The 25,732-nt window shown below is 45.7% G+C and carries 18 protein-coding genes and 1 riboswitch; of the genes, 15 read left to right on the top strand and 3 right to left on the bottom strand.

Going from position 1 to position 25,732, the window contains the following annotated elements:
* Nucleotides 1-9: 9 nt before the first annotated feature.
* A complete protein-coding gene (locus tag LPY66_RS16355) occupies nt 10-1,302 on the top strand; it encodes a glycine/sarcosine/betaine reductase component B subunit (protein ID WP_337985317.1) in 1,293 nt (430 codons plus the stop codon).
* A 187-nt stretch (nt 1,303-1,489) separates the two neighbouring features.
* On the opposite strand, the gene LPY66_RS16350 is transcribed toward LPY66_RS16355, so the two are convergent.
* The gene (locus LPY66_RS16350) at nt 1,490-2,089 is read right to left on the bottom strand and encodes a superoxide dismutase (RefSeq protein WP_337985316.1); all 600 of its coding nucleotides are present in this window, start codon (nt 2,087-2,089) and stop codon (nt 1,490-1,492) included.
* A gap of 215 nt (nt 2,090-2,304) precedes the next feature.
* On the opposite strand from LPY66_RS16350, the gene LPY66_RS16345 reads away from it, so the two are divergent.
* The 12 genes from LPY66_RS16345 (at nt 2,305) to LPY66_RS16290 (ending at nt 20,681) form a co-directional block, all read left to right on the top strand.
* The gene (locus tag LPY66_RS16345) at nt 2,305-4,530 is read left to right on the top strand and encodes an HD domain-containing protein (RefSeq protein ID WP_337985315.1); all 2,226 of its coding nucleotides are present in this window, start codon (nt 2,305-2,307) and stop codon (nt 4,528-4,530) included.
* 63 nt (nt 4,531-4,593) lie between these two features.
* A complete protein-coding gene (locus LPY66_RS16340) occupies nt 4,594-5,661 on the top strand; it encodes a hypothetical protein (RefSeq protein ID WP_337985314.1) in 1,068 nt (355 codons plus the stop codon).
* Nucleotides 5,662-5,807: 146 nt separating this feature from the next.
* Nucleotides 5,808-5,910: riboswitch (purine riboswitch) on the top strand.
* Nucleotides 5,911-6,118: 208 nt separating this feature from the next.
* Nucleotides 6,119-7,633 carry an ABC transporter ATP-binding protein gene (locus tag LPY66_RS16335; protein ID WP_337985313.1) on the top strand — a complete coding sequence of 505 codons (1,515 nt, stop codon included), beginning with the start codon at nt 6,119-6,121 and terminating at the stop codon, nt 7,631-7,633.
* Between the two features lie 11 nt (nt 7,634-7,644).
* Nucleotides 7,645-8,724 (top strand): ABC transporter permease, encoded by a 1,080-nt coding sequence (locus LPY66_RS16330; RefSeq protein WP_337985312.1) that lies wholly within the window; start codon nt 7,645-7,647, stop codon nt 8,722-8,724.
* Nucleotides 8,721-9,650: an ABC transporter permease gene (locus LPY66_RS16325; RefSeq protein WP_337985311.1), complete on the top strand. Its 930-nt coding sequence runs from the start codon at nt 8,721-8,723 to the stop codon at nt 9,648-9,650. Before LPY66_RS16330 ends, LPY66_RS16325 begins: the two co-directional genes overlap by 4 nt.
* 22 nt (nt 9,651-9,672) lie before the next feature.
* Nucleotides 9,673-10,794: a BMP family lipoprotein gene (locus tag LPY66_RS16320; protein ID WP_337985310.1), complete on the top strand. Its 1,122-nt coding sequence runs from the start codon at nt 9,673-9,675 to the stop codon at nt 10,792-10,794.
* A gap of 33 nt (nt 10,795-10,827) precedes the next feature.
* Nucleotides 10,828-12,609 carry an adenine deaminase gene (locus tag LPY66_RS16315; protein ID WP_337985309.1) on the top strand — a complete coding sequence of 594 codons (1,782 nt, stop codon included), beginning with the start codon at nt 10,828-10,830 and terminating at the stop codon, nt 12,607-12,609.
* Between the two features lie 64 nt (nt 12,610-12,673).
* A complete protein-coding gene (gene ade, locus LPY66_RS16310) occupies nt 12,674-14,419 on the top strand; it encodes an adenine deaminase (protein ID WP_337985308.1) in 1,746 nt (581 codons plus the stop codon).
* Nucleotides 14,420-14,752: 333 nt separating this feature from the next.
* Nucleotides 14,753-14,941, top strand: coding sequence for a hypothetical protein (locus LPY66_RS16305; RefSeq protein ID WP_337985307.1), 189 nt, complete (start codon nt 14,753-14,755; stop codon nt 14,939-14,941).
* Between the two features lie 51 nt (nt 14,942-14,992).
* Nucleotides 14,993-17,365, top strand: a complete 2,373-nt coding sequence (locus tag LPY66_RS16300; protein ID WP_337985306.1) for an ATP-binding protein — start codon at nt 14,993-14,995, stop codon at nt 17,363-17,365.
* A 109-nt stretch (nt 17,366-17,474) separates the two neighbouring features.
* A complete protein-coding gene (locus tag LPY66_RS16295) occupies nt 17,475-19,850 on the top strand; it encodes an ATP-binding protein (RefSeq protein WP_337985305.1) in 2,376 nt (791 codons plus the stop codon).
* Nucleotides 19,851-19,928: 78 nt separating this feature from the next.
* The gene (locus LPY66_RS16290; protein ID WP_337985304.1) at nt 19,929-20,681 is read left to right on the top strand and encodes a radical SAM protein; all 753 of its coding nucleotides are present in this window, start codon (nt 19,929-19,931) and stop codon (nt 20,679-20,681) included.
* A 20-nt stretch (nt 20,682-20,701) separates the two neighbouring features.
* On the opposite strand, the gene LPY66_RS16285 is transcribed toward LPY66_RS16290, so the two are convergent.
* Nucleotides 20,702-21,697 carry an SPL family radical SAM protein gene (locus LPY66_RS16285; RefSeq protein WP_337985303.1) on the bottom strand — a complete coding sequence of 332 codons (996 nt, stop codon included), beginning with the start codon at nt 21,695-21,697 and terminating at the stop codon, nt 20,702-20,704.
* 418 nt (nt 21,698-22,115) lie between these two features.
* On the opposite strand from LPY66_RS16285, the gene safA reads away from it, so the two are divergent.
* The gene (gene safA / locus LPY66_RS16280; RefSeq protein ID WP_443112439.1) at nt 22,116-22,733 is read left to right on the top strand and encodes a SafA/ExsA family spore coat assembly protein; all 618 of its coding nucleotides are present in this window, start codon (nt 22,116-22,118) and stop codon (nt 22,731-22,733) included.
* A 169-nt stretch (nt 22,734-22,902) separates the two neighbouring features.
* A complete protein-coding gene (locus LPY66_RS16275; RefSeq protein WP_337985302.1) occupies nt 22,903-23,763 on the top strand; it encodes a methyl-accepting chemotaxis protein in 861 nt (286 codons plus the stop codon).
* A gap of 320 nt (nt 23,764-24,083) precedes the next feature.
* On the opposite strand, the gene LPY66_RS16265 is transcribed toward LPY66_RS16275, so the two are convergent.
* Nucleotides 24,084-25,202, bottom strand: coding sequence for an aldo/keto reductase (locus tag LPY66_RS16265; protein ID WP_337985301.1), 1,119 nt, complete (start codon nt 25,200-25,202; stop codon nt 24,084-24,086).
* Nucleotides 25,203-25,732: the final 530 nt, after the last annotated feature.

The raw sequence follows: 25,732 nt of genomic DNA, 5'->3' as shown, positions 1-25,732 counted from the left end.
GGGTAAATTATGAGATTAGAAATGGGTACTTTTCGAGTTGAACAAGTCAAATTCAGCAGTCAGACCTGCTTACACAACGGGATATTAGAAATCAATCGTGAAGCTTTGATTGACTGCCTTCAGGAAGATAAAACCTTTTCTGAAGCCGATGTTGATATCGTGTTCCCAGGAGAAAAGGCCCGCATTGTGCACGTGATCGATGCGGTTGAGCCGCGGTTCAAGGCCGGGAATGTAGCGCCTTATGCAGGAACGGCCTCCCCGGTGGGGCAACTGGGTGAGGGGACGACTTACCGGATGGAAGGAGTCGCTGTGCTCACTTCCTGTGAATTTCCGCTTACCAGACATGGCGGGTTAAACATCGTCAGAGACAGTGTTCTGGATATGGTGGGACCAGGCGGACCTATTACCCCTTTTAGTTCGATGATGAATGTGGTATGTATTCTGAAATTACAACCGGGGTTGGATGAGGTACAATATGAACAATCGGTCAGATTAGCCGGAATCCGGGCAGCCCGGTATCTGGGCGAAGTTCTGCGCGGCGGGGTGCCGGACAGCATCACGTCCTATACATTGGAAGGCGCGAAGGAAGGTCTTCCCAAAGTGGCTTACCTCTACCAGGTCCACTCAGTGGGACTTAACCTAAGCAGTTTTTTTTACAACATGCGCTTTGATCAGTTGCTTCCTGTCATCGTTCACCCAAATGAAATCCTGGATGGCGCTGTGGTCGACGGTAACTGGAGCCACCCCAATGTGAAAACGCCGACTTGGTTTCATACCAATAATCCATTAATCAGGGAACTGTACCAGAGACACGGGAAGTCCCTTAACTTTGTCGGAGTGGTATTATTCAGAGGCCGTTTCGAGGAAATGGAAGGCAAAAAACGCTGTGCCAATCTCGTTGCCGCTTCAGCACAGTTGTTAAACGCCGATGGCGTCGTGGCTACCTGGGAAGGAGATGGTAATGCATTTATCGAGACCATGCTGAGCCTAAAGAGATGTGAAGAAAAAGGTATCAAGACCGCATTGATGACTTTTGAGCACGGCGGGGCAGAAGGAGTTGACGACCCATTGTTTTACAGTGAGCCGGAAGTAAATGCCATCGTCAGCTTAGGAAGTTGGGATCCTCCGATCACTTTGCCTGCAATGGAGAGGGTAGTAGGCGGTGAATATCTGAGGATTCGTCCCGAACAGGGAGGAATTTATTTACCCGCCAGAGATGAGATTGCGCTCGTGGATCGTCTGGAATATTTCACAGCTGCAAATGAGTTTGGCTTCTCCAGACTAAGTTGTGACGAGTATTAACCCTTTTCCCCAGTAATTTCAGAAGGAATCGAGAAATGACTGGGCGGACTCATCAGCGCATTTGAAGATCTGCTGTAATAAAGAAAGCAGGATATCCACCCGCCCAACACAAAAATCAACCGTTCAAATAACCGAACGGTTGATTTTTATTATTTAAGTCAGCAATGGATTATCCACACATTTTGCTTTAGGCTTTTATGGCATAACGATAGTGATAATTCACATCGTTCCAGTTCACCAGATTCCACCAGGCATTGATCCATTCTTTGCGCCTGTTTTGGTACTTCAGATAATAGGCGTGCTCCCAAACATCAAGCACTAATAAAGGAAATGATCCCCAGAGACAGAGGTCCTGGTGTTTTTCTACCTGAAGGATCTCGAGCTTCCGCAGGAAAGGATTCCATACGAGCACGGCCCATCCGGAACCTTCAACAGATCCCGCTGCTGCACTCATCTGATTCTTAAAAACAGCAAAAGATCCAAAATCAAGCGGTATATGTTGGGCGATAGGACCAAAAGCCTCTCCCCCGCCATGGGGCGACATATTAGTCCAAAAAAGGTTATGTAAAATGAATCCTGAGCCATGGAAAGCGAGTTCCCGCTCCCAATGTTTGAGCAGATCAAAATTACCGCTTGCCCGAGCTTCTTTCAGTTTTTCCTCTGCCTTGTTTAAACCATCTACATAACTTTTATGGTGGAAATCATGGTGGATTCTGACCGTCTCGGCATCATACCAAGGTTCCAGGGCATTCACAGGATACGGCAGATCCGGTAGATAATAAGTCATGTTTTCGCTCCTCCCCATTGCATCATTTCTTATCGGACTGAATTCGTCTTCGTTATTAATATATTAACTTACAATCGGATTCAGGCTCTTTGCTTAAAATAAGTATTTTGCATAAACAATTATGGCGGCCTTCTGGCCGCCATATAATTTAGAAAAAGGAATATTAAGGAATTAATCGAATAATAGTATATATTCTTTGAGGGGAGGGTTCAGAAATGTCAGATTATCCGGGAGGGAATAAGTGGGGAGGCTCAGAACATGAGATGCGCGCAGAAGATTTTCTGTGCAAGGAACATCAGGATTGTCTTGCTAAGATTCGCAAAAGAGTTGAGAAAATGTGGAATGCTCCCAACGAAAAGCCTTTGCCTTTTTATACCACCCATGGGCCTGAACACTGCAGGGCGGTTGAGAGTTTGATTATGAAGTTGATACCGCGTTTTGCTGAACTAAAGGAAGAGGAACGTTTCTATTTATTGGCTTCGGCCTGGCTGCATGATATTGGGATGCTGCGTTCCGTGGCCAACGAATTCAATACGGATAAAGATCAAATCGAACTAACCGATTCAGAAATCCGAGACCGGCACCATCTGACTTCGGAGAAATACATTTACGAGTATTATGACCGGTGCGGGCTTGAGCATAAATTAAATAACACCAACCATACGGAAGATAAGGAGATTATCGGCAAGATCTGTCGTTATCACCGCAAACGCGAGGATATCAATGAGTGTGCCCGTACACTGCCGATCCGTTATGAGGCGTATCATGTCCAGCTACTGGCGGCCTTTCTGCGGCTGGCCGATGCCTTACATATCGATTCGTCACGGGCGCCCGATTATGGGTACGCAATATGTCTGGCCTATGATATCCCTTCGGAATTAAAAATGCATTGGATCAAAAGCAAATTGGTGCTGGGTGTCATTATCGATGAAGAAAAACACAGAATCACTGTCAGCTTCCGAATCCCAACGCTGGAACAGCTCAAAGAAAGGAATGTCGATGATCCGACCTGGGTTTTAGAAAAGATCGAGTTTATTATCAAGGATGTCATGAACGATCTTCACACCGAATTAGCCAGTGTGATGCATATCCTGGCCAAAGGCGGTCTCGCGTATTATCTGGATATTCAGGCGGAAAGGGTGACGGACTACATCGAACGGCAGCTGCTTAATGATCTGCTCAGCATGGTTATCAATTATAATATTTTGCGCAATCCAAGCGCTTCGAATCTGATTGAAATGGTGCTCATGTCCATCGCAAATATGTCCGGCTATTACCTCAAAGAGCACACCAAAGCCACCCAAGTATCCAAAATTCCCAAGGAAGAGATCAAGAGTGAACTAAAAAAATTCGTTGCCCAAATCCGCCAGAACTTGTTGGAAAAAAGGCCCTGTCATATTGGCTTAAAACACTTGATCGATCGCTGTGAATTGCTATGTGATCAAAATTTGCCAGCCAACTTATCAACCTTCATCACCGAAATTAATACGCTTTACCAGCTGCATTTCCAAAGAAAAAGCGAAATACGGGAATCCGCCAGACTGTTTTTTTGGGATTTTGTTCTCCCGAAAGAAAGGGACGTCTCCCAATTCAAATACAATATTCTGTTGTTTGGTTACAGCAATCTGGTGGTACAGGCACTATGCGGTTTTAGGGACTGTCTGATTACGCAGCAGTTCAGTAAGGATACCCAGCGTAAACGGTACAATATCTATAGTACCGAATTGAAAAAAGAAATCTCAGAACAATTCAGGATTTTTGTCTGTGATGGGCAACCCAAGACGCAATTGAACCTGAACAACGGGGTTTTATTTCATGACGGTTTTTCTTTGGCCTATGAGTTGATAAAAATGGACTTTACCGATGTCATTTTAATTCCGGACATCATTGCCGGTAACGTAATGGAACACTATGAAATTGACTTTATTATGATGGGTGCCAACGGGTTTACCAAAGATCAATTCAAGCATTCTGCAGGGCATCATTCCATTATCAAGCTGAAAGAACACGTCAATAACAAAGTATCTCCGGAAGTGGTCCTGGTAGTTACGAGCGATAAGTTTGAAAAAAGCGGGTGCAGCCATCAGGAAAATGATGATCCGAAGCAGATAAAGGACGAATCTCATCCGGACATGCGGATCTACGGCGACCATCCGGATACGTTCCGAGATCGGCAACCGGCCGAAACCAGCGGTTATCGTTTCTTACGCCCGGAAAATATCTCTACCCGGGATCATATTTGGTTTCAAACGTTCGACGAGATGCGAAAGGTTAATGACAGTTTGTTATTTTACAACCCAAGGGAAGATTCAATTGGTATAGGCAGTGTTGATTATGTGATCAGTGATCTCGGCTGTTATTGCAGTGAAGAAAAAACCGTCCAAACCCGGTTTGAAAGTATTAACACATTTACTAGAAGACTGATGAGTATGGACGAATAAGTATTGTCACTAAGGAATTCATGCTACAATAATAAGCATAATTTTGATTTTTGGGGAATGACTATGAGAAAAAATATTGGAATGCTGCCGCTTGCAATCGGCAGTCTGCCGCATGCCGATACAGAAAGTGCAATTACTCTTATTCGGGAGACAATGCCTCAGACCCCGCATTGGCCCCAACTGCCTCACCGCAATGCTCAGGATACGATGGTGAAGCAGTATGCGTTTCCGCTGATTAATTCGGGGTTGGTGACGGACATAGAAGGAAAACTGTTCTTTGATCCTTTGGAAGATCATTGGCAGAACGCTGTGGCGAATTTTTATCAACGCGTTAACGCAATTAAAGCGGGCAATCCGGATGCTTTGGATTTTTTTGCAATTCCGGAAGATGCCGCACAGGGATTCTATGACTTTATCCGCAAGGGCCAAAGAGGAGAGCTGGGAGAGCCGCTTTATACTAAAGGGCAAATTACCGGGCCGATCACGTTGGCCACGCAAATTACAGACTCGGCTCATCAATCGGCCTACTACTCCGCTGAATTACGGGATATCATCGTCAAATCCCTTGCATTGCAAGCCTACTGGCAGACTAAGACCTTAAGCCCATTCGGAAGACAAGTCATTCTCTTTATAGATGAACCCGGTTTATATGCGTTTTCCGGCAAACGAGCGAACTCGGTGCACAAACAACAAATCACGGCAGAACTGAATGTGTTGATCGACGCGATTCATCAAGCGGATGGTCTTGCCGGAATCCACGTCTGTGCCAGTACCGATTGGAGTATGATTTTTGCATCCCAAACCGATATCGTCAACTTTGATGGCTACGATTATTTTGCCGCCATAACCTGTTACCCGGAGCAAGTGGCGGCGTTTCTGGAAAGAGGCGGGACGCTGGCCTGGGGATTGATCCCGACCAACGAGATCGCCTTGGCCCTGACCTCCGAGGAAGTACTGGCGTGTTTTTACAGGGGAGTGGATGAGCTGGCCGGGAAGGGCGTACCGAAAGAGCGATTGCTTCAGCAAGCCTTGATTACACCCACGTGCGGTCTGGGGAATTGTTCCGTTATAGTTGCCGAAAGAGTTTACCGCCTGACAGGGGAAGCCGCTTCGAAGATCTGGAAGAAATAGTCAATAGGATAGCATCACCAAGTACATAAATTGAAAAGATGCATGAATCCAGCCTACGAACCCGTGAGACCCGTGAGACAATTCGGAAAATGTTTGACTCGCTGTTGATATTTGTCGAATGATATGCTAAACTTCAGAAGAATAGAATATTTTGGATTACAAAGAGCCATATGAGTCCACAGATACGGTGTGGAAGTTTCTACGTGGTAACCATGAATTACCTACGCTATGGTGTTCCTTTTTCAGCAATGTTGTTTTTTGGTTTTAAAACGCAACGTTGGTTGTCTAAATGGATGAGAACACCGGTTCTGATCCTTTTTTGTTGTCTATTTATAGTATTGTCTGGTTTACAATTCAATAGCGTACCTAAAATTCGTCAAATTGCAGGACGGGAAGCCTACACTCCTAACTGTGATTTGTCTTTTTTATTTTATGGCACGAAACGGAGAATCACGCGATGGCAAAACCTGCTCTGTTGGAAATGAAAGGGATTACGAAAAAATTTGAAAATACCCTGGCCAACGATCACATTGATCTGAGCTTGTATCCGGGGGAGATCCATGCGCTGCTGGGAGAGAACGGTTCCGGAAAAAGTACGTTGATGAACATCTTGCTGGGGATTTACAAACCCAATACGGGTGAGATCCTTTACCAAGGTGAAAGAGTCCATATGAAGAGTCCAAAAACAGCTGCGGACTTACATATTGGGATGGTACATCAACACTTTGCGCTGATTCCGACGTTAACCGTGGCGGAAAATATCTTTCTGAGTATGTCGCGATGCGCTTTCTTCTTAAATCAGAAAAAAATGGAGGATCAAATTCGGGCGTATTCTGAGAAATTTGCTCTTCCGGTGGACCCCGGTGCCAAAGTCTGGCAGCTCTCGGTGGGTGAGCAGCAACGGGTGGAGATCATGAAACTGTTGTGTCGGAACAGCGCGGTTTTGGTTTTGGACGAGCCTACCGCGGTCTTGACGCCCCAAGAGGCCGGTGAGATGTTTAAAACGTTGCGCAAGATGGCCAACGATGGAAAATCCGTGATCTTTATCTCCCACAAAATGAATGAGGTCATGGCGCATGCCGATCGCATTACGGTTCTCAAGAACGGCAAAGTGGAGGATGAAATGCTCGCAGCGGAAGCGACCATTCCGCGTCTGACCAAAGCCGTGGTCGGAGCACGGGGCATGGAGCAAATCAAGCTAAAGCCCCAAAAGGAACAAGGAAACCTGCTTTTGGAGGCGAAACAGCTTCGGGTTTTCAATGATAAGGGACTGGTTGCGCTGCACGATATCTCTTTCCAGCTGCATACCGGTGAAATCTTGGCAATTGCCGGTGTCGCCGGCAGTGGGCAGCGTGAATTGGCTGAAGCGCTTGCTGGGCTAAGAAAGGTCACTTCAGGCAGCATTGTCATGAGCGGAGCAGACATAACCAAAACCAGTGCCAAAGATAGAATCTCCCGGGGGATCGCGTTTATCCCGGAGGATCGTTTGAAAATGGGCTTGATTCCAGGCATGAATATGAAACAAAATACGATCTTAAAGGAATTCAGTGCGCCGGCCTACAGCACAGGCGGTATTCTTCGGAATCAGGCCATTGCGGCTTTGACCGAGCGCCATGTGCAAGCCCATGCGATTAAGCATGGTGGGCTGGATTTGCCCGTCAGTCTTATGTCAGGCGGCAATCAGCAGAAGCTGCTGATCGCCAGGGAAATTAACGGCGACCCGACGCTGATCATTGCAGCGTATCCGGTGCGCGGACTGGACATCGGGGCAACGGAAGCCATCCACCGTATTTTGCTGGCGCAGCGGGACAGAGGCGCTTGTGTGCTGCTGATTTCCGAAGAATTGGACGAAATCTTTGCGATGTCGGATCGGGTTGCGGTGCTGTGTGACGGCACGCTGATGGGAATTCGCCATACAGCAGAAACCAATTATGATGAAATCGGACGCCTGATGTCCGGTGCGTCACTTTAAGGGTGAAGACGATGAAGATAGGAAATATTCAATTCGAAAAAAAGCAAACCGTTTCACTACGCAAACGCATACTTAATCCCATCGTGTGTGTCGTCCTGGCGTTGGTTTTCAGCTCGCTCTTGATCATCGCCAATGGATTTGATCCGATTGCCGTCTATGCCAAAATGATCTCCTACTCTTTTCTGAATGCCAGAGGACTCTATAACAGTATCAATGCAGCGCTGCCGTTGATGTTTTGCGGCTTAAGTGTGGCGATGGCGTTTAAAATGAATTTGAATAACATCGGTGCGGAAGGGCAGTATGCCATCGGCGCGATTTTTGGCGGTGGATTTGCGATTTTCGGACCGGCCTTGCCGACGCCGCTCAATCTGCTCGTCATGTTTTTGCTGTGCGCACTGGGCGGCGGTCTTTGGGCGATGATTGCCGCGGTGCTGAAGGCGTATTGGAAGGTGAATGAAACCATCGTCACCCTGATGCTCAATTATATCGCCTTGCTATTTCTGGATTATCTCTGCTACGGTCCCTGGATGGCACCCCGGCAAACCACCGCGATGACCACGACCATTCCGAAGTCCATGTATCTTCCAAGTCTGGGTGGAACAAGCTCCGGCGTTTTGCTCGCCATCGGGATTGCTATTCTTTTGCTGCTATTTTTGAAACATACCACCGGTGGCTATCAGATCGGCGTGATCAGGAACAGCACCCGGTCCGCGGAGTATGCCGGTATACCAGTGAAACGCTATATTTTAATCGTCTTCGCCTTAAGTGGGGCATTGGCGGGACTGGCCGGCTTTGTGGAAGTGACCGGCATCGTGCATCGCGTACAGGCACAGCTGCCCGGCGGCAGCGGCTATACGGGTATTGTCGTCGCCTATCTCAGCCAGTTTAACCCGTTGGTGGTCATCCTCGTCTCGATCTTATTCGGCGGTCTGCAAAACAGCTGTGCGGCTGTCCAGCTCATGGGTGTACCGTCGCAAATCGCCACCATGCTTCAAGGAACGATTATGATCTTTGTTATTGCCGGTGAATTTTTGAATCACTATAAAATAACATATTATTCGGCGGGCAATAGGGAGGTGTCGAAACGATGAGTGTGCTTATCACTTCCATTTGTGCCGCAGCCATTGTTTACGCCGTATCGATTTTATATGCGGCCATCGGCGAGATTTTTTCCCAGCGTGCCGGAATCATGAACCTCGGGATTGAAGGCATCATGCTCATGGGAGCGGTCTCCGGCTTCTTAACGGTGGTCCATACCAACAATCTGGCACTTGCCCTGCTGGCGGTCATCGGGGTTGGTGGGGTGTTGGGTCTGGTGTTTGCCTTTCTGACTGTGACCCTTCAGGCGGATCAGACGGTGTGCGGCATGGCCTTTTTGATCTTTGGCAGCGGTTTGAGCGGTTTCATTGGCAAGAACGTCACAGGAATTGCTTCGGCAGTCAAATTTGAAAAAATCGCGATTCCGCTGCTGAGTAAGATCCCGGTAGTCGGCGAGATCTTTTTTCATCAGGATCTTCTCGTTTATTTCATGTACATTATCGTGCCTTTGAGCCTATTTTACATCCAGAAAACACGGCCGGGACTGATCTTGCGGGCGCTCGGAGAAAACCCGGCTTCTTTGGACACGGCAGGTACCAATGTATTTCGGCTGCGGTATCTCTATGTGATGTTTGGCTGTGCGATGACCGCCATCAGCGGCGCCTGTATCACCCTGTCCTACACGAATTTCTGGAATGAAGGCATGACGGGAGGGAAGGGCTGGATTGCCTTTTCTTTGGTCGCCTTCTCTCGCTGGAACCCGGGATTTGCTGCCCTTGGTGCCCTGCTTTTCGGTGGCATCAGCATCCTCGGCATGAACCTGCAGGTGTACCTACCGGGAATCCCAACCCAGTTTTACAGTATGCTTCCGTATGCGGCAACCGTCGTTGCCTTAATCATAACCACGGGCAGTTTTCGCAAGATACATACGGCAGAACCAGCAGCATTGTGTCAAAAATACGTTCGTGAAGAACGTTAAAAACAAGGAGGAAAGAAAAGAAATGAAAGTCAGTATGAAGAAAAAATGGATCAGTATGTTACTCATCGTGGCCATGGCCGTCACACTCCTGGCCGGATGCTCCGGCAGCGCAACGGAGAAAGCCTCGGGAACCAAGCTTGACTATTCCAGCATCAAAATCGGTGAAATCACCTCGCTGGTCGTCAATGACGGCGGCTGGTGCCAGGCCACGCATGAAAGCCTGCTCGCGGCCATGACTGAGCTCGGAATTCCTGAAGAGAATTTAAAAGTGATTGAAAATGTCGCGGAAGATCAGACCTCTGTAAGTAACGCGTATAACGCTCTGGCCAGTGAAGGGGTCAATCTGATCATCGGTGCCAGCGCCGGCTATGCCACCTTCCTTTCCGAACTGGCTGCGCAAAACCCGGATATCATCGTCGCCCAGCAAGGGGATCAGGTTTCGAATCTGATCGGCTATCAGATCCGCAATTATGAAGGCATGTTCCTGGCTGGATATGCCAGTGCCCTCATGTCCAAAAACAATACCCTGGGCTTTGCAGCCAGCATGTCGGAAGCTTCAGTACGTGCAGCGATTAACGGGTATGCGCTGGGGGCAAAATACGCCAATCCCAAAGCCAAGGTTCAAGTGGTTTGGGCTAACAGCTGGTACGATGTCGATATTGAAACTCAAAGTGCCAAGACCCTGATCAATCAAGGCATCAAGTACATGGGCATGGAAGCATCCTCGCCGGCAATTCCGCAGACGTGCGAAGCCAATGGGGCATACTGTATCGGGTACAACGTCGATATGCAGGCCTTGGCACCTAAGGCCGTGCTATTCTCCTATGTCTGGAACTTCGCACCGATCTTTAAGGATATTATGGCTTCTGTGGTTGACGGAACCGCCAGCAGCGACACCTATTATTACGAAGGTGGCGACTGTGCCAAGATTACTGCTTTCAATGACGCGATTGTCCCCAAAGATGTCCAAGACAAAGTCCTGCAAGCCAAGGCCGATATCGAGAGCGGTAAAATTACCGTCTTTGGCGGTGAGTTGAAGGACAACGAAGGAAATGGTTTGGTCCCGGCGGGTCAGACCCTCAGTGATGATAAGATTAACACCCAGGAATTCCTGGTGGAGAATGTCATCGGCACTTGGAAATAATAGCCCCCAGCGCAACAAGGAGATGACAGATTCATGGAGAAAACAGTCGAGAACTTAAAAACGCTGATTCGCGCCGGAAGAGCGTTGATCCCGGCGGAAAAAGCGATTCTGCACGGGACACTGGTCAATGTGATGACCAGCGAGATCTATCCGGCGGATGTGGCTATTTATCAGGATACAATCGTTGCTGTAGGCGATGTGCAGGCCTATCTCGGGCCGGAGACAGAAATTATTGACGCCTCCGGAGAATACCTTGTCCCGGGACTCATCGACGGACATATTCACAGCGAATGCAGCAAGCTGAGTATCACGAGCTTTGCCAAAGCGGTGGTGCCGTGTGGGACCACCAGCATGGTATCCGGGCTGGATGAGTATATTTCTGTGTCCGGACTGGAAGGCCTGCGGGAGGTATTGGCCGAGGCGGAAAGGAGTCCCCTGAAAGTATTTTGGGGCGCTCCTTATAAAACCCCCTATACCTTTCCGACCTCCACCATCGCCTGCAACTTTAATCCGGAAATCCACCGGGTAGTTCAACCATGGCAGGAATGCTATGGTGTATGGGAAACCGTGCGGGAAGCCATTCAGGAAGAGGACGAGAATGCCCTGGGGGCCATCGCCGAGGCCGCCAAGAACCGCCTGCCGATCTTCGGCTGTGCACCCATGGCGCGGGGCAACGATCTAAACGGTTATCTGTGTGCAGGGGTCCGGCTGGATCACGAGAGCTATGACCACGAAGAAGTAGTTGAAAAGATGCGCAAAGGGATGCATATGCTGATTCGGGAATCCTCCGTCACCCATTTTCTGGCTGAGAACATTCGGGCTGTGACGGAAGTAAACCCCGCGCTGGCCAGACGCGTCAGTTTCTGTACCGATGACGTCACCCCCTCCGATGTGTTGGAGAAGGGACATGTGGATCACTTGGTTCGCCTCGCCATCGCCGCCGGTGTTGAGCCGATGACCGCGATTCAAATGGCGACCATCAACAGTGCTGAGGCCTACCGCATTGACGACAAGGTCGGCTCCATTTCTCCAGGAAGAATCGCCGATATTCTGCTGATTGACAGCCCGGAACAGTTCCGGGTACAGGCTGTGATCACCAACGGCAAGCTGGTGGCGAAGGACGGCGCATTGACCTTCAACTTGGAAGCGCCCCCGCGCAGTGCCGTCTTAAGCAGTCAATTAAAGTGCGAAAAAACCACCAAAGAAGATTTTCAATACAAGGTACCGATCGTGAAAGGAACCGCACGTGTTCTGGCGATGAACGTGGAAGGACCTTTTGTCCGCAAACGGCGGGATGTGACCCTTCGAGTGGAAAACGGTGTGGTGCTTCCGGACAGTGAACAGGATGTCGCCATGGTTTCCGTACTTGAACGTTTCGGCGTGAACGGCAACCGATCCCTGGCTTTCTGCTCGGGCTGGAATCTGAAGCGCGGCGCGATGGCTTCCTCAGCAGCACCCGACGACAATAACCTGATTGTCATGGGGGTCAGTGCCGAAGACATGGCGATCGCCGTCAATTATCTCATCGCAAACGGCGGCGGTCAGGTTCTGGTCGCTGACGGCGACGTGTTGAGCTTTCTGCCGCTGCCGGTTGGCGGGATTGCCAGCGACGCGGAGCCTGCAGCGGTCGCAGCCAAGGAAAAAGAGCTGTCTGCTGCAGCCAAGCAGTTGGGCTGCAACTTACCGGAGCCGCTCATGTATATGTTCTTTTTGCCGATTACGGCGATTCCCGATTATGCGATCACCGATGTCGGCCCGGTGGATTGTGTGAAACTCACCACCTTTGATCCGATTCTGGGGTTAAAAGAAGGATAAAGGGGACGTTTGTCTTTTCTAAGTTAGCATGGTACGCTTTTGGATAGATAGAGGAGACGTTTTTATGGAAAAAGAAGCGTTAAAAAAACGAATTGAGGTCGCGGCAGGCAGACTACCTGCGGATTTGGTGATCAAAAACTGCAAGGTGGTGGATGTCTATAATGCTGCCATCATCGAAGGCCAAGCCATCGCGATTGTGGATGGCTGCATTGCAGGAATTGGCGATTATACAGGCCGGCAGGAAATTGATGCCCATGGACAGTATGCTCTTCCCGGCTTCATCGACGGTCACATTCACATTGAATCGTCCTATGTGACGCCGGAGGAAATCGGACGGCTTCTGGTTCCCCACGGGGCGACCACGATTATCGCGGATCCGCATGAGATCGTCAATGTGTGCGGCTTGGACGGTCTGCGTTTCATGCTTGACGCCGCCAAGAAGACCAAGCTAGATATCCGTTTCATGCTCCCGTCTTGTGTTCCGGCAACGCCTTTTGAGCATGCCGGTGCGGTGATTGATGCCGCCGCCATGGAGAATCCGATTACTGAGGAGCAGATCCTGGGTTTGGCGGAGTTCATGAATTATCCGGGGGTTATCTCGGCAACGGATGATGTACTGGATAAATTGCTGGTGGCGATCCGGGCGGGAAAACGCATTGACGGGCATAGCCCCGGCATCGGCGGCAAGGACCTGAATGCCTATGTGGGGAGCGGGATCCATACGGATCACGAATGCTCCACCACGGAAGAAATGCTGGATCGTCTTTCCCGGGGCATGTACATTTTGATGCGGGAAGGCTCGGCCTGTCACAACCTGCGTACGCTGCTCAAGGCCGTGACCCCGGCCAACAGCCGCCGCTGTATCTTGTGTTCGGATGACCGTCAGCCCGAGACCATTTTGAAGCTGGGGCATCTGGATAACCACCTGCGAATCTGCGTGGAAGAAGGCCTTGATCCGATCCTGGCCGTCCAGATGGCCACCCTCAATGCGGCGGAATGCTTTGGTCTGAACGACAGGGGTGCCATTGCGCCCGGCCTGCGCGGCGACATTGTGTTGGTGGATAATCTAAAGGATTTCCATGTACAGCGGGTTTGGATCCAAGGCGAGGAGATTGCCAGAGCCGGTACCTATTTACCGGCCGTTGAACGATGTGACAGTACGGCGGTCCGGGGCAGCTTCCATGTCAAGGATTTTTCCATGGCAAAGTTACAATTGCCGCTTCAATCCAGTCACGTCCATGTGATCGATATTCTCCCCGGCGGGGTCGTGACAGGGAAGGGCACAGCGGACGTCCAACGCAACGAACGGGGCGAATTTATCTACCAACCGGAGCAGGATATTGTGAAGGTGGCCGTCGTTGAGCGCCATCAGAATACCGGCAACGTGGCGGTTGCCCTGCTGCGTGGTTATGGGATTCAACATGGCGCCGTGGCGGTGTCCATCGCCCATGATTCGCACAATATCATTGTGGTGGGCATTACGGATGAGGAAATGGCCTTTGCCGTCGAGCAGCTGATTGCCCAGGGTGGCGGCATTGTTCTGGTTAAAGACAAGGCCGTGATTGACGCGATGCCCATGGTGATTGGCGGGATCATGAGTGATCAGACCGGGGAATGGGTCAGCGAGAAGCTGAAACAGATTCACGAGAAGGCCTATGCAGAGCTGGGCATCCGCCGTGACGTAGAGCCGGTCATGACCCTGTGTTTTATGTCCCTGGCGGTTATCCCCGAGCTGAAGCTGACGGATCAGGGACTTTTCGATGTGACCCAATTTGCCTTCATCCCGCTGGAAGCGGATGTGGTGATTTAATCAAGCACTGCAGGATGGCATATAGCGGGTAACGTCTACAAAGCAAACCGGGATTACAGGAATAACTCTGTGTCCCGGTTTTTGTAAATTCTAATAATGGTCTGGTCTAGAATAAGAGGCTCTTGGGGATAATTGACTCGTTAGGGGCGATTACGTACCGAGGGAAGAGAATTATTTTTCAATTAAAATAAATCAAAATGTAGCAGATCACGTGTTAGGGAACGTTAAAAAAATAATGTAAGAATTTCAATATTTTAAAAAAACTAGCAGGAGTTTTGACAATCATGTCAAATTAATCAAGTAAAATTATGTTAGTGGAAGGAGAATTTTACAATGGATTACGAAAAAATTGCTTCGCAGGTTCATCAATTCGTTACAGACCCTCAACAATTTTTATCCTCAAAAAAAGAGACTTCCTTAACTGACAAAGAAATGGGCTTTCTGAAAAACACAAAGACACAAAGTGTAGCCTCCGGAAATGTTATGGCTGTAGATTCGACTGTACTAGAGACTTGGGGTTAAGACACTAACTAAATTCTAGCTCAAGGCTTGCAAAGGAAAGAATGATGCAGCATGTGGAATTTCGTAAATAAGCGGCAGACATATTACATTGTCAGTGCCGCTTTTCTGCTTATCTCGATTGTATACATTTTTTTGTGGAAAAATCAGCCCTACATTGGTCTTTGGGTGGAAAATGTTAACGGACAATGGAATGTGACGAACAGTGATCCCAACGGTGAAGCCTATCGTTCGGGAATAAAGACTGGCGACATAATAATCCGTATTAACCATGACGCAGTGGATAATTACTCTAATATTCGTAAGTGGAATGAGGCTGAAGGTGCATCTTCCATTGAATTTCGTAAAGCCGGACAATCCAAGATTCAGACAATTGACATACTACCCAAAAATACTGTTTTAACTTTATTTACCCAATTTCCGCTGATTATGCTGGGTTATCTATTCGGAATAATTGGGTTTATTACACGGTTTAAACGTCCGTTTCTTGTTCAGGCCCGTGCATTATTCAGGCTAAATCTATGCATTGGCCTGGCTATAGTATTAATGCCTGCGTCAACTTGCCTCATCCTGTTTGCCAGGGAAGCGGAATATATCGTTATTTCATTAGTGCCGTTGCTTTTAATCGATTTTTTCTCTGTTATGCCTAAAGAGATCAAAAGCACCATCATTCGCTGCATTAAGATCTTTTTCGTATTTTCTTTTGTAACAATTACCCTCCTAACGGGGCTTCAATCATTAGGTATAATCTACATTGTTTCAGTTCTAAGGAAATTTATTTTATCCGCAATTTCTTTGGCAATTATTTTCGTTATTTTTACTCTGATAAGTCGTATTCATTCTAAAGATATGCAGATAAGAAATCAAACCATTGTCCTTCTCGGGGGTACGGTACTTGGCTTATTTCCTTTTGTCTTAATGAAGGTTATTCCTACAGTATTCGATACCACACTTCCTGTTTATAGAGATATGAGTTATTTATTTTTTGCTTTTATTCCTTTCTCATGGCATTACATTATTATCAATAAATTTTTGCCTGATAGTAAAGTACTATTCAGAAAAATGCTTTCACTTTCTGTAACAGCGTTTATTTCCAGTTTGGTCTTATTTTTTACAGCGATATTTTTCAACTTGTTAAAATCAATAGACTTAAATGCCTATCTTCAAGTATTGAGCTTAACCATTTTGATAATCGTTTGTTCGCTATGTGTATTCTTTTTAACGGATCAAATCATGGCTAAATACATTACAAAAAAACCCAATCAGAGTTTAACGGAAAAAGTGAATCAACTCACGTCCAATCTGGCGTTGTTTGATGAGTCTATTCCTTATAAGCACATGATGCATATATATAAAATCGACGGAATTTTTCTGATTGCACAGAATCACAAGAATGAATACTTGAAAAGAACCTTTGGTGATTTTTCTGAAGACGCAGCAATCCACGATAATCTGCTATCCTATTTCGAAACGAACAAACCAATGCCAGGGGGAGCTTTAGGAGATCAGGAGGCAGTCCGAATCCTAGAGGATATTCCGGCCACGCTCTATATTCCCCATGGCTTCGATAATTTTATCTGCGGGATATTTATAACATGTCAGGATTCCGATCGAATGTTGGAACAACCTGAATTGCTGGCCGTCACCACGCTGGCTAAAGAATTGGCTCAGATCTACCTTATCTTCTATACCATGAACCAGCTTTCCCATGACATCAAAGAAATTGATCGAAAATCCCAGCTTGAACTTAAGAGAAGCCAAGGTTTCGTAATTGGTTCGAGTTCTGTTTATAAGAATATTGAGAAAGAAAGAAAACTAATCGCTGAAGAAATTCATGGCGGACCTTTGCAGCTGGGGTTGGATTTAAGCCGCTGGCTAAAAGTTCTCGCTCAACAAGGCAATGCCCCAAAGGATCATATGGCAGCTAAAGTCATCACCCATCTGGAAGAATTAATTGATGAGTTGAATGATGAACTGCGTCAAACCTGTAATAATCTTCGCCCGGCCACGTTAAGTCAATTGGGTTTGATGTCAACTCTCGAATTACTGTTTAAAGACATTATGTTTAAGGAGTCACTGCTGATATCGTTCAATTACGAAAGCTTTGACAGAGATGATCGCTTCCCGGAAGATGCGGAAATTGCAGCCTACCGGTTTATTCAGGAGGCGATTACCAACGTCCTGAAACATGCCGGAGTGAATACCTTGCAGATTCACCTTGTCAAGACCGGCTCTCAGCTGACGATAACCGTTGAGGATTGCGGAAGAGGTTTTGATACGGACCAACTGGAGCTGTGGTCCATCAGTGGTGTCCATTTAGGGCTGATGGGGATAAAAGAACGGATCGAAAGCATGGGCGGCGTTTTGCAGATTAATTCACTCATTGGTAAGGGCACAGTTCTTAAAGCGGTGCTCCCTGTTGATTAATATAAAATGTTAAAAAATTGTAAATTTTAAAGATAATAGAAGGAGAATTAAGATTAATGTCAAATATAGAAATAAATTACAGAGGTATGTTAAGGAAAGATGATGAAGCTTGCGTCATATACTATCTAAGCGGCAGACATACTATATTGTTAGTGCCGCTTTTCTGATTATCTCGTTCGTAACTGTTTTCTTATGGAAAAACCAGACCTATATCGGTGTAACCATCCATAATCTTAACGGGCAATGGACGGCTACTTATTGTGACCCCAACGGAGAGGCTTACCATTCGGGAATAAGAACCGGGGACATCATCATTCGGATTAACCATGAGCCAGTAGAGAAATACCCCAATATTATTAAGTGGAATGAAGCGGAAGGCGCCTCTGCTATTGAATATCGGCAAGCCGGACAATCCGAGATACGGATTCTGGATATACACCCCAAAAACACCTTGATGAATGTATTAACACAATTTCCGTATATGATGCTTGCCGCTATTTTTGGGATTATTGGGTTTATAGCCTGCTTGAAGCGGCCGTTTATGATTCAAGCCCGTGCTTTGTTCTGGCTTAACCTCTGCATTGGCCTGGCTATCATTAACATTCCTGCTTCAGCCGGCATTATTCTATTTGCCAAAGAAGCGGAGTTTATCTTGGTATCACTGTCGTCATACCTATTAGTCAATTTTTTCTCGATGATACCTGCTAAAAACAAAAGCACATGGGTCCGGTATATAAAAATACTATTCTTAATATCTTTCGTAACCCTGTCTTTTCTCGCTCTGCTTCAATCATTCGGTATTATCCACATGATTTTGATCCTGCGAAAATTTTGTTTAATTTCTGTTTCTATGGCATTTGTTTTCGCGATTGCCACCCAGGTTCGATTTGTCTGTTTCCAAGACAGTCAAATCAGAAATCAAGCCATTATCTTTCTCGGCGGCACATTGCTTGCTTTTCTTCCCTTTTTCTTTTTGAAGGTTATTCCAACGGTGTTTAATATCATACTTTCCATTAATTTTAGTCTTTTTTACTTATTCCTTGCCCTTGCTCCTGTTACCTGGTATTACGTGATTTTTACTAAGGTTTTACCGGACTATCATATCCTGTTCAGCAAAGCCGGCGCATTTTTGATAATGGCGTTAATTTCCGGCGGCGTGTTATTTTTAGCGGCAATCTATTTGGATTTGCTAAAAACATCTGACTTAAATGCCTTTTTGCAAATAGTAAGCTTAGCCATTTGGGTAATCATCTGGTCGTCATTTATTTATATAACCATCGATCGTCTATTAGCCAAATTTATAAAGAAAAAAGCCGATCCGAACTTTACCGATAAATTAAGTCAGATTACGGCTAACCTGGCATTATTTGACGAGGTCTTTCCCTATGGAAAAGTGATAAAGGACCTTAATGCCGATAGTATTTTTCTGATTGCTTGTGACCAAAGGGTTGAATATATAAAAAAGACCTTTGGACATTTTCCGGAAGACGTGACAACCCAGGATAAACTCATGTCTTATTTTGAAACGAAACCCGTATGCGGGGGAAATAAGGGAGATCAGGGAGATCAGGAGATTGTTATGCTTCCGGAAGATATTCCGGCCACGTTCTATATTCCCCATACCGTTGATAACTTTGTCTGCGGGATATTTATTACATATAAGGATCCCAATATGATCCCGGTACAAAGGGAGTTGATGGCCATTGCCATTGCGGCTAAAGAAATAGCCCGGATTTATCTAATCGCCTATACCATTAACAAGCTTTCTCAAGATATCGAAGAAATTGAACGGAAATCAGAGCTTGGAATGCGGCATCAAAGATTTTTAATTGGTTCGAGTTCCGCTTTTAAGAATTTAGAGAAGGATCGAAAAATGATCGCCGAAGAAATACATGCCGGACCTTTACAGCTGGGATTGGATCTAAGCCGCTGGTTGAAAGTTCTCGCTGATCAACCCTCTGTCACAAAAGATAAAATGACAGCTAAAGTCATTACCCATTTAGAGGAAGTCATTGCTGAATTGAATGTGGAATTGCATCAAACCTGTAATCAATTACGTCCGTCAACGTTAAACCAATTAGGTTTATTGTCTGCTGTCGAATTACTGTGTAAAGATATTATCTTTAAGGAATCACTATTGACATCATTAAATTTTGAAGGCTTCGACAGAGACAGTCGGTTCTCGGAAGAGGTGGAAATCGCTGCTTATCGGTTTATTCAGGAAGGGATCACCAATGTATTGAAACATGCCGGGGTAAACCGCTTGCAAATTAATCTTTTCCACACAAAATCGCAGTTGACGATCAGTATTGAGGATGCGGGCAAAGGATTCGAAACGAAACAATTGGAACTTTGGGCCTTGAATGGCGTTCACTTAGGCCTGATTGGGATTAAAGAACGGATCGAAAGTATGGGTGGTACTTTTCAGATCAATTCTGTCATCGGCAAAGGGACTGTTCTCAATGCCGCGATTCCAATCGAATAGCCGAAACGACAGGACATTAACAGTCTAAATTGGATACAAGCAAATTTTACTTAATTGAAAGAGGGGGAGTCCATGGTTATGGAGCGCACATTAAACGAAATGAAATTCTTAACGCTATTTATATCACTCCGATGTACCAATGAATGTGAGCATTGTGTCTATGCGTGTGGCCCTGATCGGGGTGAAGATATGTCCTTAGAAATATTTGAAAAATCGATTCATATTGCAAAGGATAACAATATAAAGAAAATAAATTTCTTTGGAGGAGAACCATTTTTCAATTTTCAAATTTTCAATATGCTTGATTATACTCTTAAAAATAATTTTGATCTGGTTCTGGCGACAAATGGCTATTTCCTAAATAATGATAGTCTCTTTGATACTTTTCATGAAGTTACTCACAGGTATAAAGAAAGGATCATGCTTTGCATCGGGTACGACAAATACCATAAGAAATATTTTGATTCAACGTTTATCGCTAATAAACTGAAGAATTATGGATATCATGTAAAACTTGAAGATTATTGCGAGGACGAACTCATCATTTCAGATTTAAATAAAGACAGATTAAATGTGAATGCCATAAATTCTTCGAGTATCTGTTGCTGCAGTAATGGAAAACATCATTCAGTAGGAATATTGCCCAATGGGGCGTGGAGCATATGCCCGCCTTCGCTGTTGGAATTCGGAAATATAGAAAATATTGATCTTCAGGATTTACTAGTTTTCAAACAGAAGTTGCCCTTTCAATATGAAAAAGGTTGTTCCCTTTGCTTAAAAGATTTTGATAGCTATCACAAGAATTTTATGGATAGCATGAAAATAGGATAATTGGTTTCTGGAAATAGTTCCTATACCACATAAATAATTGGTACATTCTTCAGTTTCTGTTCGAGCTGTTCTCTTAAGAATTGCTCTGCTTCTGTTCGGGCTTCAGGGCGGTAGCAGTATTTTCCTTTGCCGCGTCCGGTCATCAGGGATTTGTCATATAACTCCACGGCGTTAGGGAAAGCTTCCACATTGATGGCGCGATGCACATAACTGTAAGTCATAAAAATCATTTCAATAAACAATTGCTTTTTGGTAGTCTCGGAAAGCGAGTTGGCTAATTCATCAATCAACTGAGCATAGAGCGTCTGCCAGTTGTCTACCAGGACGATGGGAGCAATGAGCATCCCTATTTTATATCCGGCATCACCCATCCGATTAAGGGCTTCGATCCGTGCGTGTAATGAGGAGGTCCCGAACTCGACCTTTTGAATGATCTCCTGCGGGTTCATGCTCATGCGCATAATAATGCGGCCTCTGTGATTTAACGGAAGCAATGAATCGATATGATCGAACTTCGTGGGGAAGGTCAAAAAGCTTCTTTCACTCAGACTGAAACGCTCGATGGTCCATTCTAAATTTCCGGTAATGGTATTTTCCAGAACTAAATCACTGTTACTGCCAATTTCAAAGACAAGGTCTTTCTCCGAATTGCGTGCCGTTTTAAGCAGCTTTTCCATCATTTGCTCCCGGTTTACAAAAAGCCGAAGATAGGAGCATTTATTATAATTGCAGACCAAATAACAGTAAAGGCACATGGCACTGCAGCCAGACGAGGTATACGGAACCAGATAATCGGAGACCTTCTGATTGGGTGTATACGTTAAGGATTTTCTGACGCCGATGATCAGATGCCGTTTCATTCGAGCAAATTCGCGGTTTTCGTTTTGACGCAGCGCTTCAATGTTATTGTGGCTCTCAATGGGAATCCACGGTAAATGTTCAAATTTTGTCTTTAACTTTTGGCCCAGTTTATAATCAAGGGCTGCCGGTTCATAGAAGATTTTGTCCGGAACCATCGTCCCACCTCGCTTTCATGCCGTTGCCGTTTTGACCTCGAATTAGGTCCGTGTGCCACAGCTCCCACGACAAGCGGAGCACATATTAATTAGCCCATCTGTGACGGTCATGGATGACCTAATGTCGCGGGCACCATGGAGGGTGCAGGAGCGACAAGGTCATGGATGACCTAAATTGGCATTCGTTGAAATAGGAGGTTTCAAAGGAACTCCTTTGGTTTATTATGCAAAAAGAAGTATCGAATTATAGTTTGTAAATTTTCTCAGATAAGATAGTGAACTGTGGACAAACGGATAAATCGTCGGCTCGATTACTTAAAAATGATCCAATTTCAGTACATGATAATCCAACAAACGACGAAGAATAATCTCAATGTACCAGTTAACTTATTACCAAATAGCATTGGGAGGAAATAAGATGAACAAAACTATTACGATGAAAAGAGTCTTAACCATAGTACTAGTATGGCTGTTTTTTCCGGCAACAGTCTTAGGTCAGACAACGACCTACGTTGTCCAGCCGGGCGACTCCATGTGGAAGATTGCTGTGAAGTATCAAGTCGGGCTCAGTGAAATTATCAATGCGAATCCGCAAGTGGAAAATCCCAGATTGATTTATCCCAACCAAAAGCTGAACATACCCGGCGTCGGACAAGATATTCGGGCAGCAGAAAAAGAAGTGATCCGTTTATGCAATATCGAAAGGCAAAAGAACGGACTGAAACCCTTAGTCGAGAACTGGGAGCTGTCAAGGGTCGCCAGGATCAAGAGTCAGGATATGGCTCAGAAAAATTACTTTAGCCATACGTCACCAACCTACGGTTCGCCATTTACGATGTTAACGAATTTTGGCATCACTTATCGGTCGGCCGGGGAGAACATTGCCAAGGGGCAGCGATCGGCGCAAGAAGTTGTGAAGTCTTGGATGGCATCGGCGGGACACCGGCAGAATATTCTTAACCCGAACTTCACTGAAATTGGCGTGGGACTGGAACAAGCAGAATACCATTGGACCCAACTGTTTATCCAAAAATAAGAAAAATTTCCATTTAGAAAATTAATTACCAAAATGACTATCTTTATGGAATAAACGTGTAATAAAAAATGCAGAATATCTGCCGCGAAGCCCATGGTTAAATATGGCATAAAATATGCATGTCATTTAACCGGTGAAGAATGACAAAAAGAAATAGAGGTGTGGCTGCATGGATTTATTGGATATTAAGACAAAAACGGATGAAGAGATTCTCGATGCCTATGCCATTGTCGGATCCAGATTAAAAGAATTGATGCACGAAGATATGATGGTTGCTGTGACCAACACGACGCGTCCGATTCATTTCTTTCCGGGATATGAAATTGGCCATTATACACCGGATGAAGGAAGCGATGTCAGCACGTTAAGTCCGGAATTTACCCAATGCATGCAAACGGGACGATCCAGTGTTGTTATTACGAAACAATTAAACGGACTGCCGTTTATGTCGATGACCAGTCCCATATCAAACGGCAGCGGTAAAGCGATTGGCTGTTTTTCCATCGGCCGAAGTTATGAAAAAATGGCAAAGATCGAAGAATCGTCGCAAGATTTAGCTGCAACTCTCCAGGAAGTCAACGCCGGACTTCAGGAAGTGGCTTCGGGCTCTGCAGGGCTCTCGAATACGATCCATAGTGTCGTTGAATCGGCGAATGAATCTGCAGTAAAGATCAATGAGATTAATCGGGTGATTGGGGCAATAACGGACATATCCTCACATTCCAACCTCTTGGGATTAAACGCGGCGATTGAAGCTGCACGGGCAGGGGAACAAGGACGCGGCTTCGCGGTCGTTGCGGAAGAAATGCGTAAGCTGGCCGCCCAGAGCAAAGATTCCGCTGTTATGGTCACGGACATACTGACCGAAATGAAAAGTTCCATTGAAAAGATAATCAACGATATTAATCAAATAGGGAGCATCGCCGAAAACCAAGCTGCCGCGACGCAAGAAATAACGGCATCAATTGAAGGAATCAGCGACAACTCTTTAAAACTGGTCGAGCTGACGAAATATAAGGTGGATAATTAATCGCTACTAAAACGAATCATGCGTCTGACGCTATCTTATAGTATAAACATTAGCAACAAGTTTTTTTGCTGTCTCTGTCTTAACGAATTTCCTGACAAAATGGTCTATCTCTCTAATAGGATCGTAAGTGTGGTGATGCGCAATCAACCAGCATACGCGATCAACCAAAGTGGAACCATAACCCAGATTCTCTAAAAGAAAACGCGCTTCCGGAGGCCCCTCGATTTGTTGATAGCTTCCGGCAGCGCTGTTGTATTTTATCTCACTGTTTTTGATACCAATATATTTAGTTTGTCAAAGAATGCGGAATACGGAGAACCTTAATCTAATAGTGCCGTCGTCTCTTTTAGCGTTTCGATAATATTGATTTGCTGCGGGCAGACATTTTCACAGTTGCTGCAGGCAATACACTTGGAGGGGTTACTGCTGCCAAACATCATCGCGATCCGGTACGACATTTTGGCACCGTTTAGATCATCAAAGACCATGTGCTGATTTCGGGCTTCGAAAACCTGGGGAATGTTAATGTGCTGCGGACATTCTTCGAGACAATAGCCGCAGGAGGTGCAGGGGATAGAGGGAATAGCAGCTATAGCTGCTTGGGCTTGGCTGATTACGGCCTTTTCTTCCGTGCTTAAAGGCTTAAAATCGTCCATATAGGAAAGATTATCTTTCATTTGCTCCAGTGTCGACATGCCGCTTAAGACAGTAATGATATTATCCAGCGATGCACCAAAGCGAATAGCCCAGGAAGCAAATGAGGCTTTCGGATTCGCTTCCTGGAGTATCTTTCGAACGCTCTGGGCAGGGTTGGCCAAAGCGCCGCCCTTGATGGGCTCCATGATAATAATGGGTTTGTTATGCTTCAGAGCCACTTCATAACATAAACGCGACTGGACAGATTCGCTCTCCCAGTCAGCATAGTTGATCTGAAGCTGCACAAATTCAGCTTCGGGATGTTCTGTAAGTATCCGATCCAGTACATCGGCTTTGTCATGGAAGGAAAAGCCGGCATGCAGTACCAGTCCCTTTGCTTTCAGCTCTTGGACATAGTCCCAGATACCAAAGTCGTTAAACGTGTTATTTCGGCTGGCACTGACATTATGCAGCAGGTAGTAATCGAAATAGCCCGCACCTGTCCGTTCCAGTGAGGTATAGATCATGTCTTTCGCTTTGTGGGCAGTATCCGCTTCCCATGCCGGCAGCTTGGTGGCCAGCTGAAAACTCTCCCGTGGGTAGCGTTCCACCAGAGCGGTTTTAACGGCCTCTTCGGATTTCCCTTTGATGTAGCCATAAGCCGTATCAAAGTAAGTAAATCCTTTGGCCATGAAAAGATCAACCATTTCTTTCGTTTGCTCAATATCAACGTCTTTTTCGCTCATCGGAAGCCGCATCAGACCGAAACCCAATTTCTTTATATCTTTCCCTAAATAGTCCATGTTTTTATCTCCTGTCATCTATCACTATGTATTCAACTTAACAGTATAAGAATAAAGTGAATTTGACCGCTTTGTCAAACTGGCGGGTATGAATTCATGGTAAAAGCCCTTATCGGTTAACCCATCGACGTTATCTCACAAGAAATAATGAACCATATCGCTCCGAATAATGTTAAGGGTTCTAAATGAAGATGCCAAAGCGCCTAGGCTTTTACAGTATGTGCTTTGGCTATTTGGCTTCTCACCGTTCTGTTAGAATCGATTGCCATTTTGCATCTCCTTTTTACAAAATACGCTGGAAGAACGAAGAAATCAAACTGCAAGTGGATTACAAAATCTGCATTTTGTTTTCATCGCATGCATACCGAATACAAACTCTGCGTTTCGTTTACAAATAGTGAGTTGTCAGTTACAAAGACAGCATTTCGATTTACAAAATGGCATCTCGCCTTTCAATTAAGTGTTTGAGCTAAGTTTAAAAAAAGATTTCAATAATAATATAACGATAAATAAAAATAATTTATTGTAAA

It is taken from the genome of Dehalobacter sp. DCM (assembly GCF_024972775.1).
GTDB lineage: Bacteria > Bacillota > Desulfitobacteriia > Desulfitobacteriales > Syntrophobotulaceae > Dehalobacter.
This window is presented reverse-complemented; position numbering and strand designations above follow the sequence as displayed.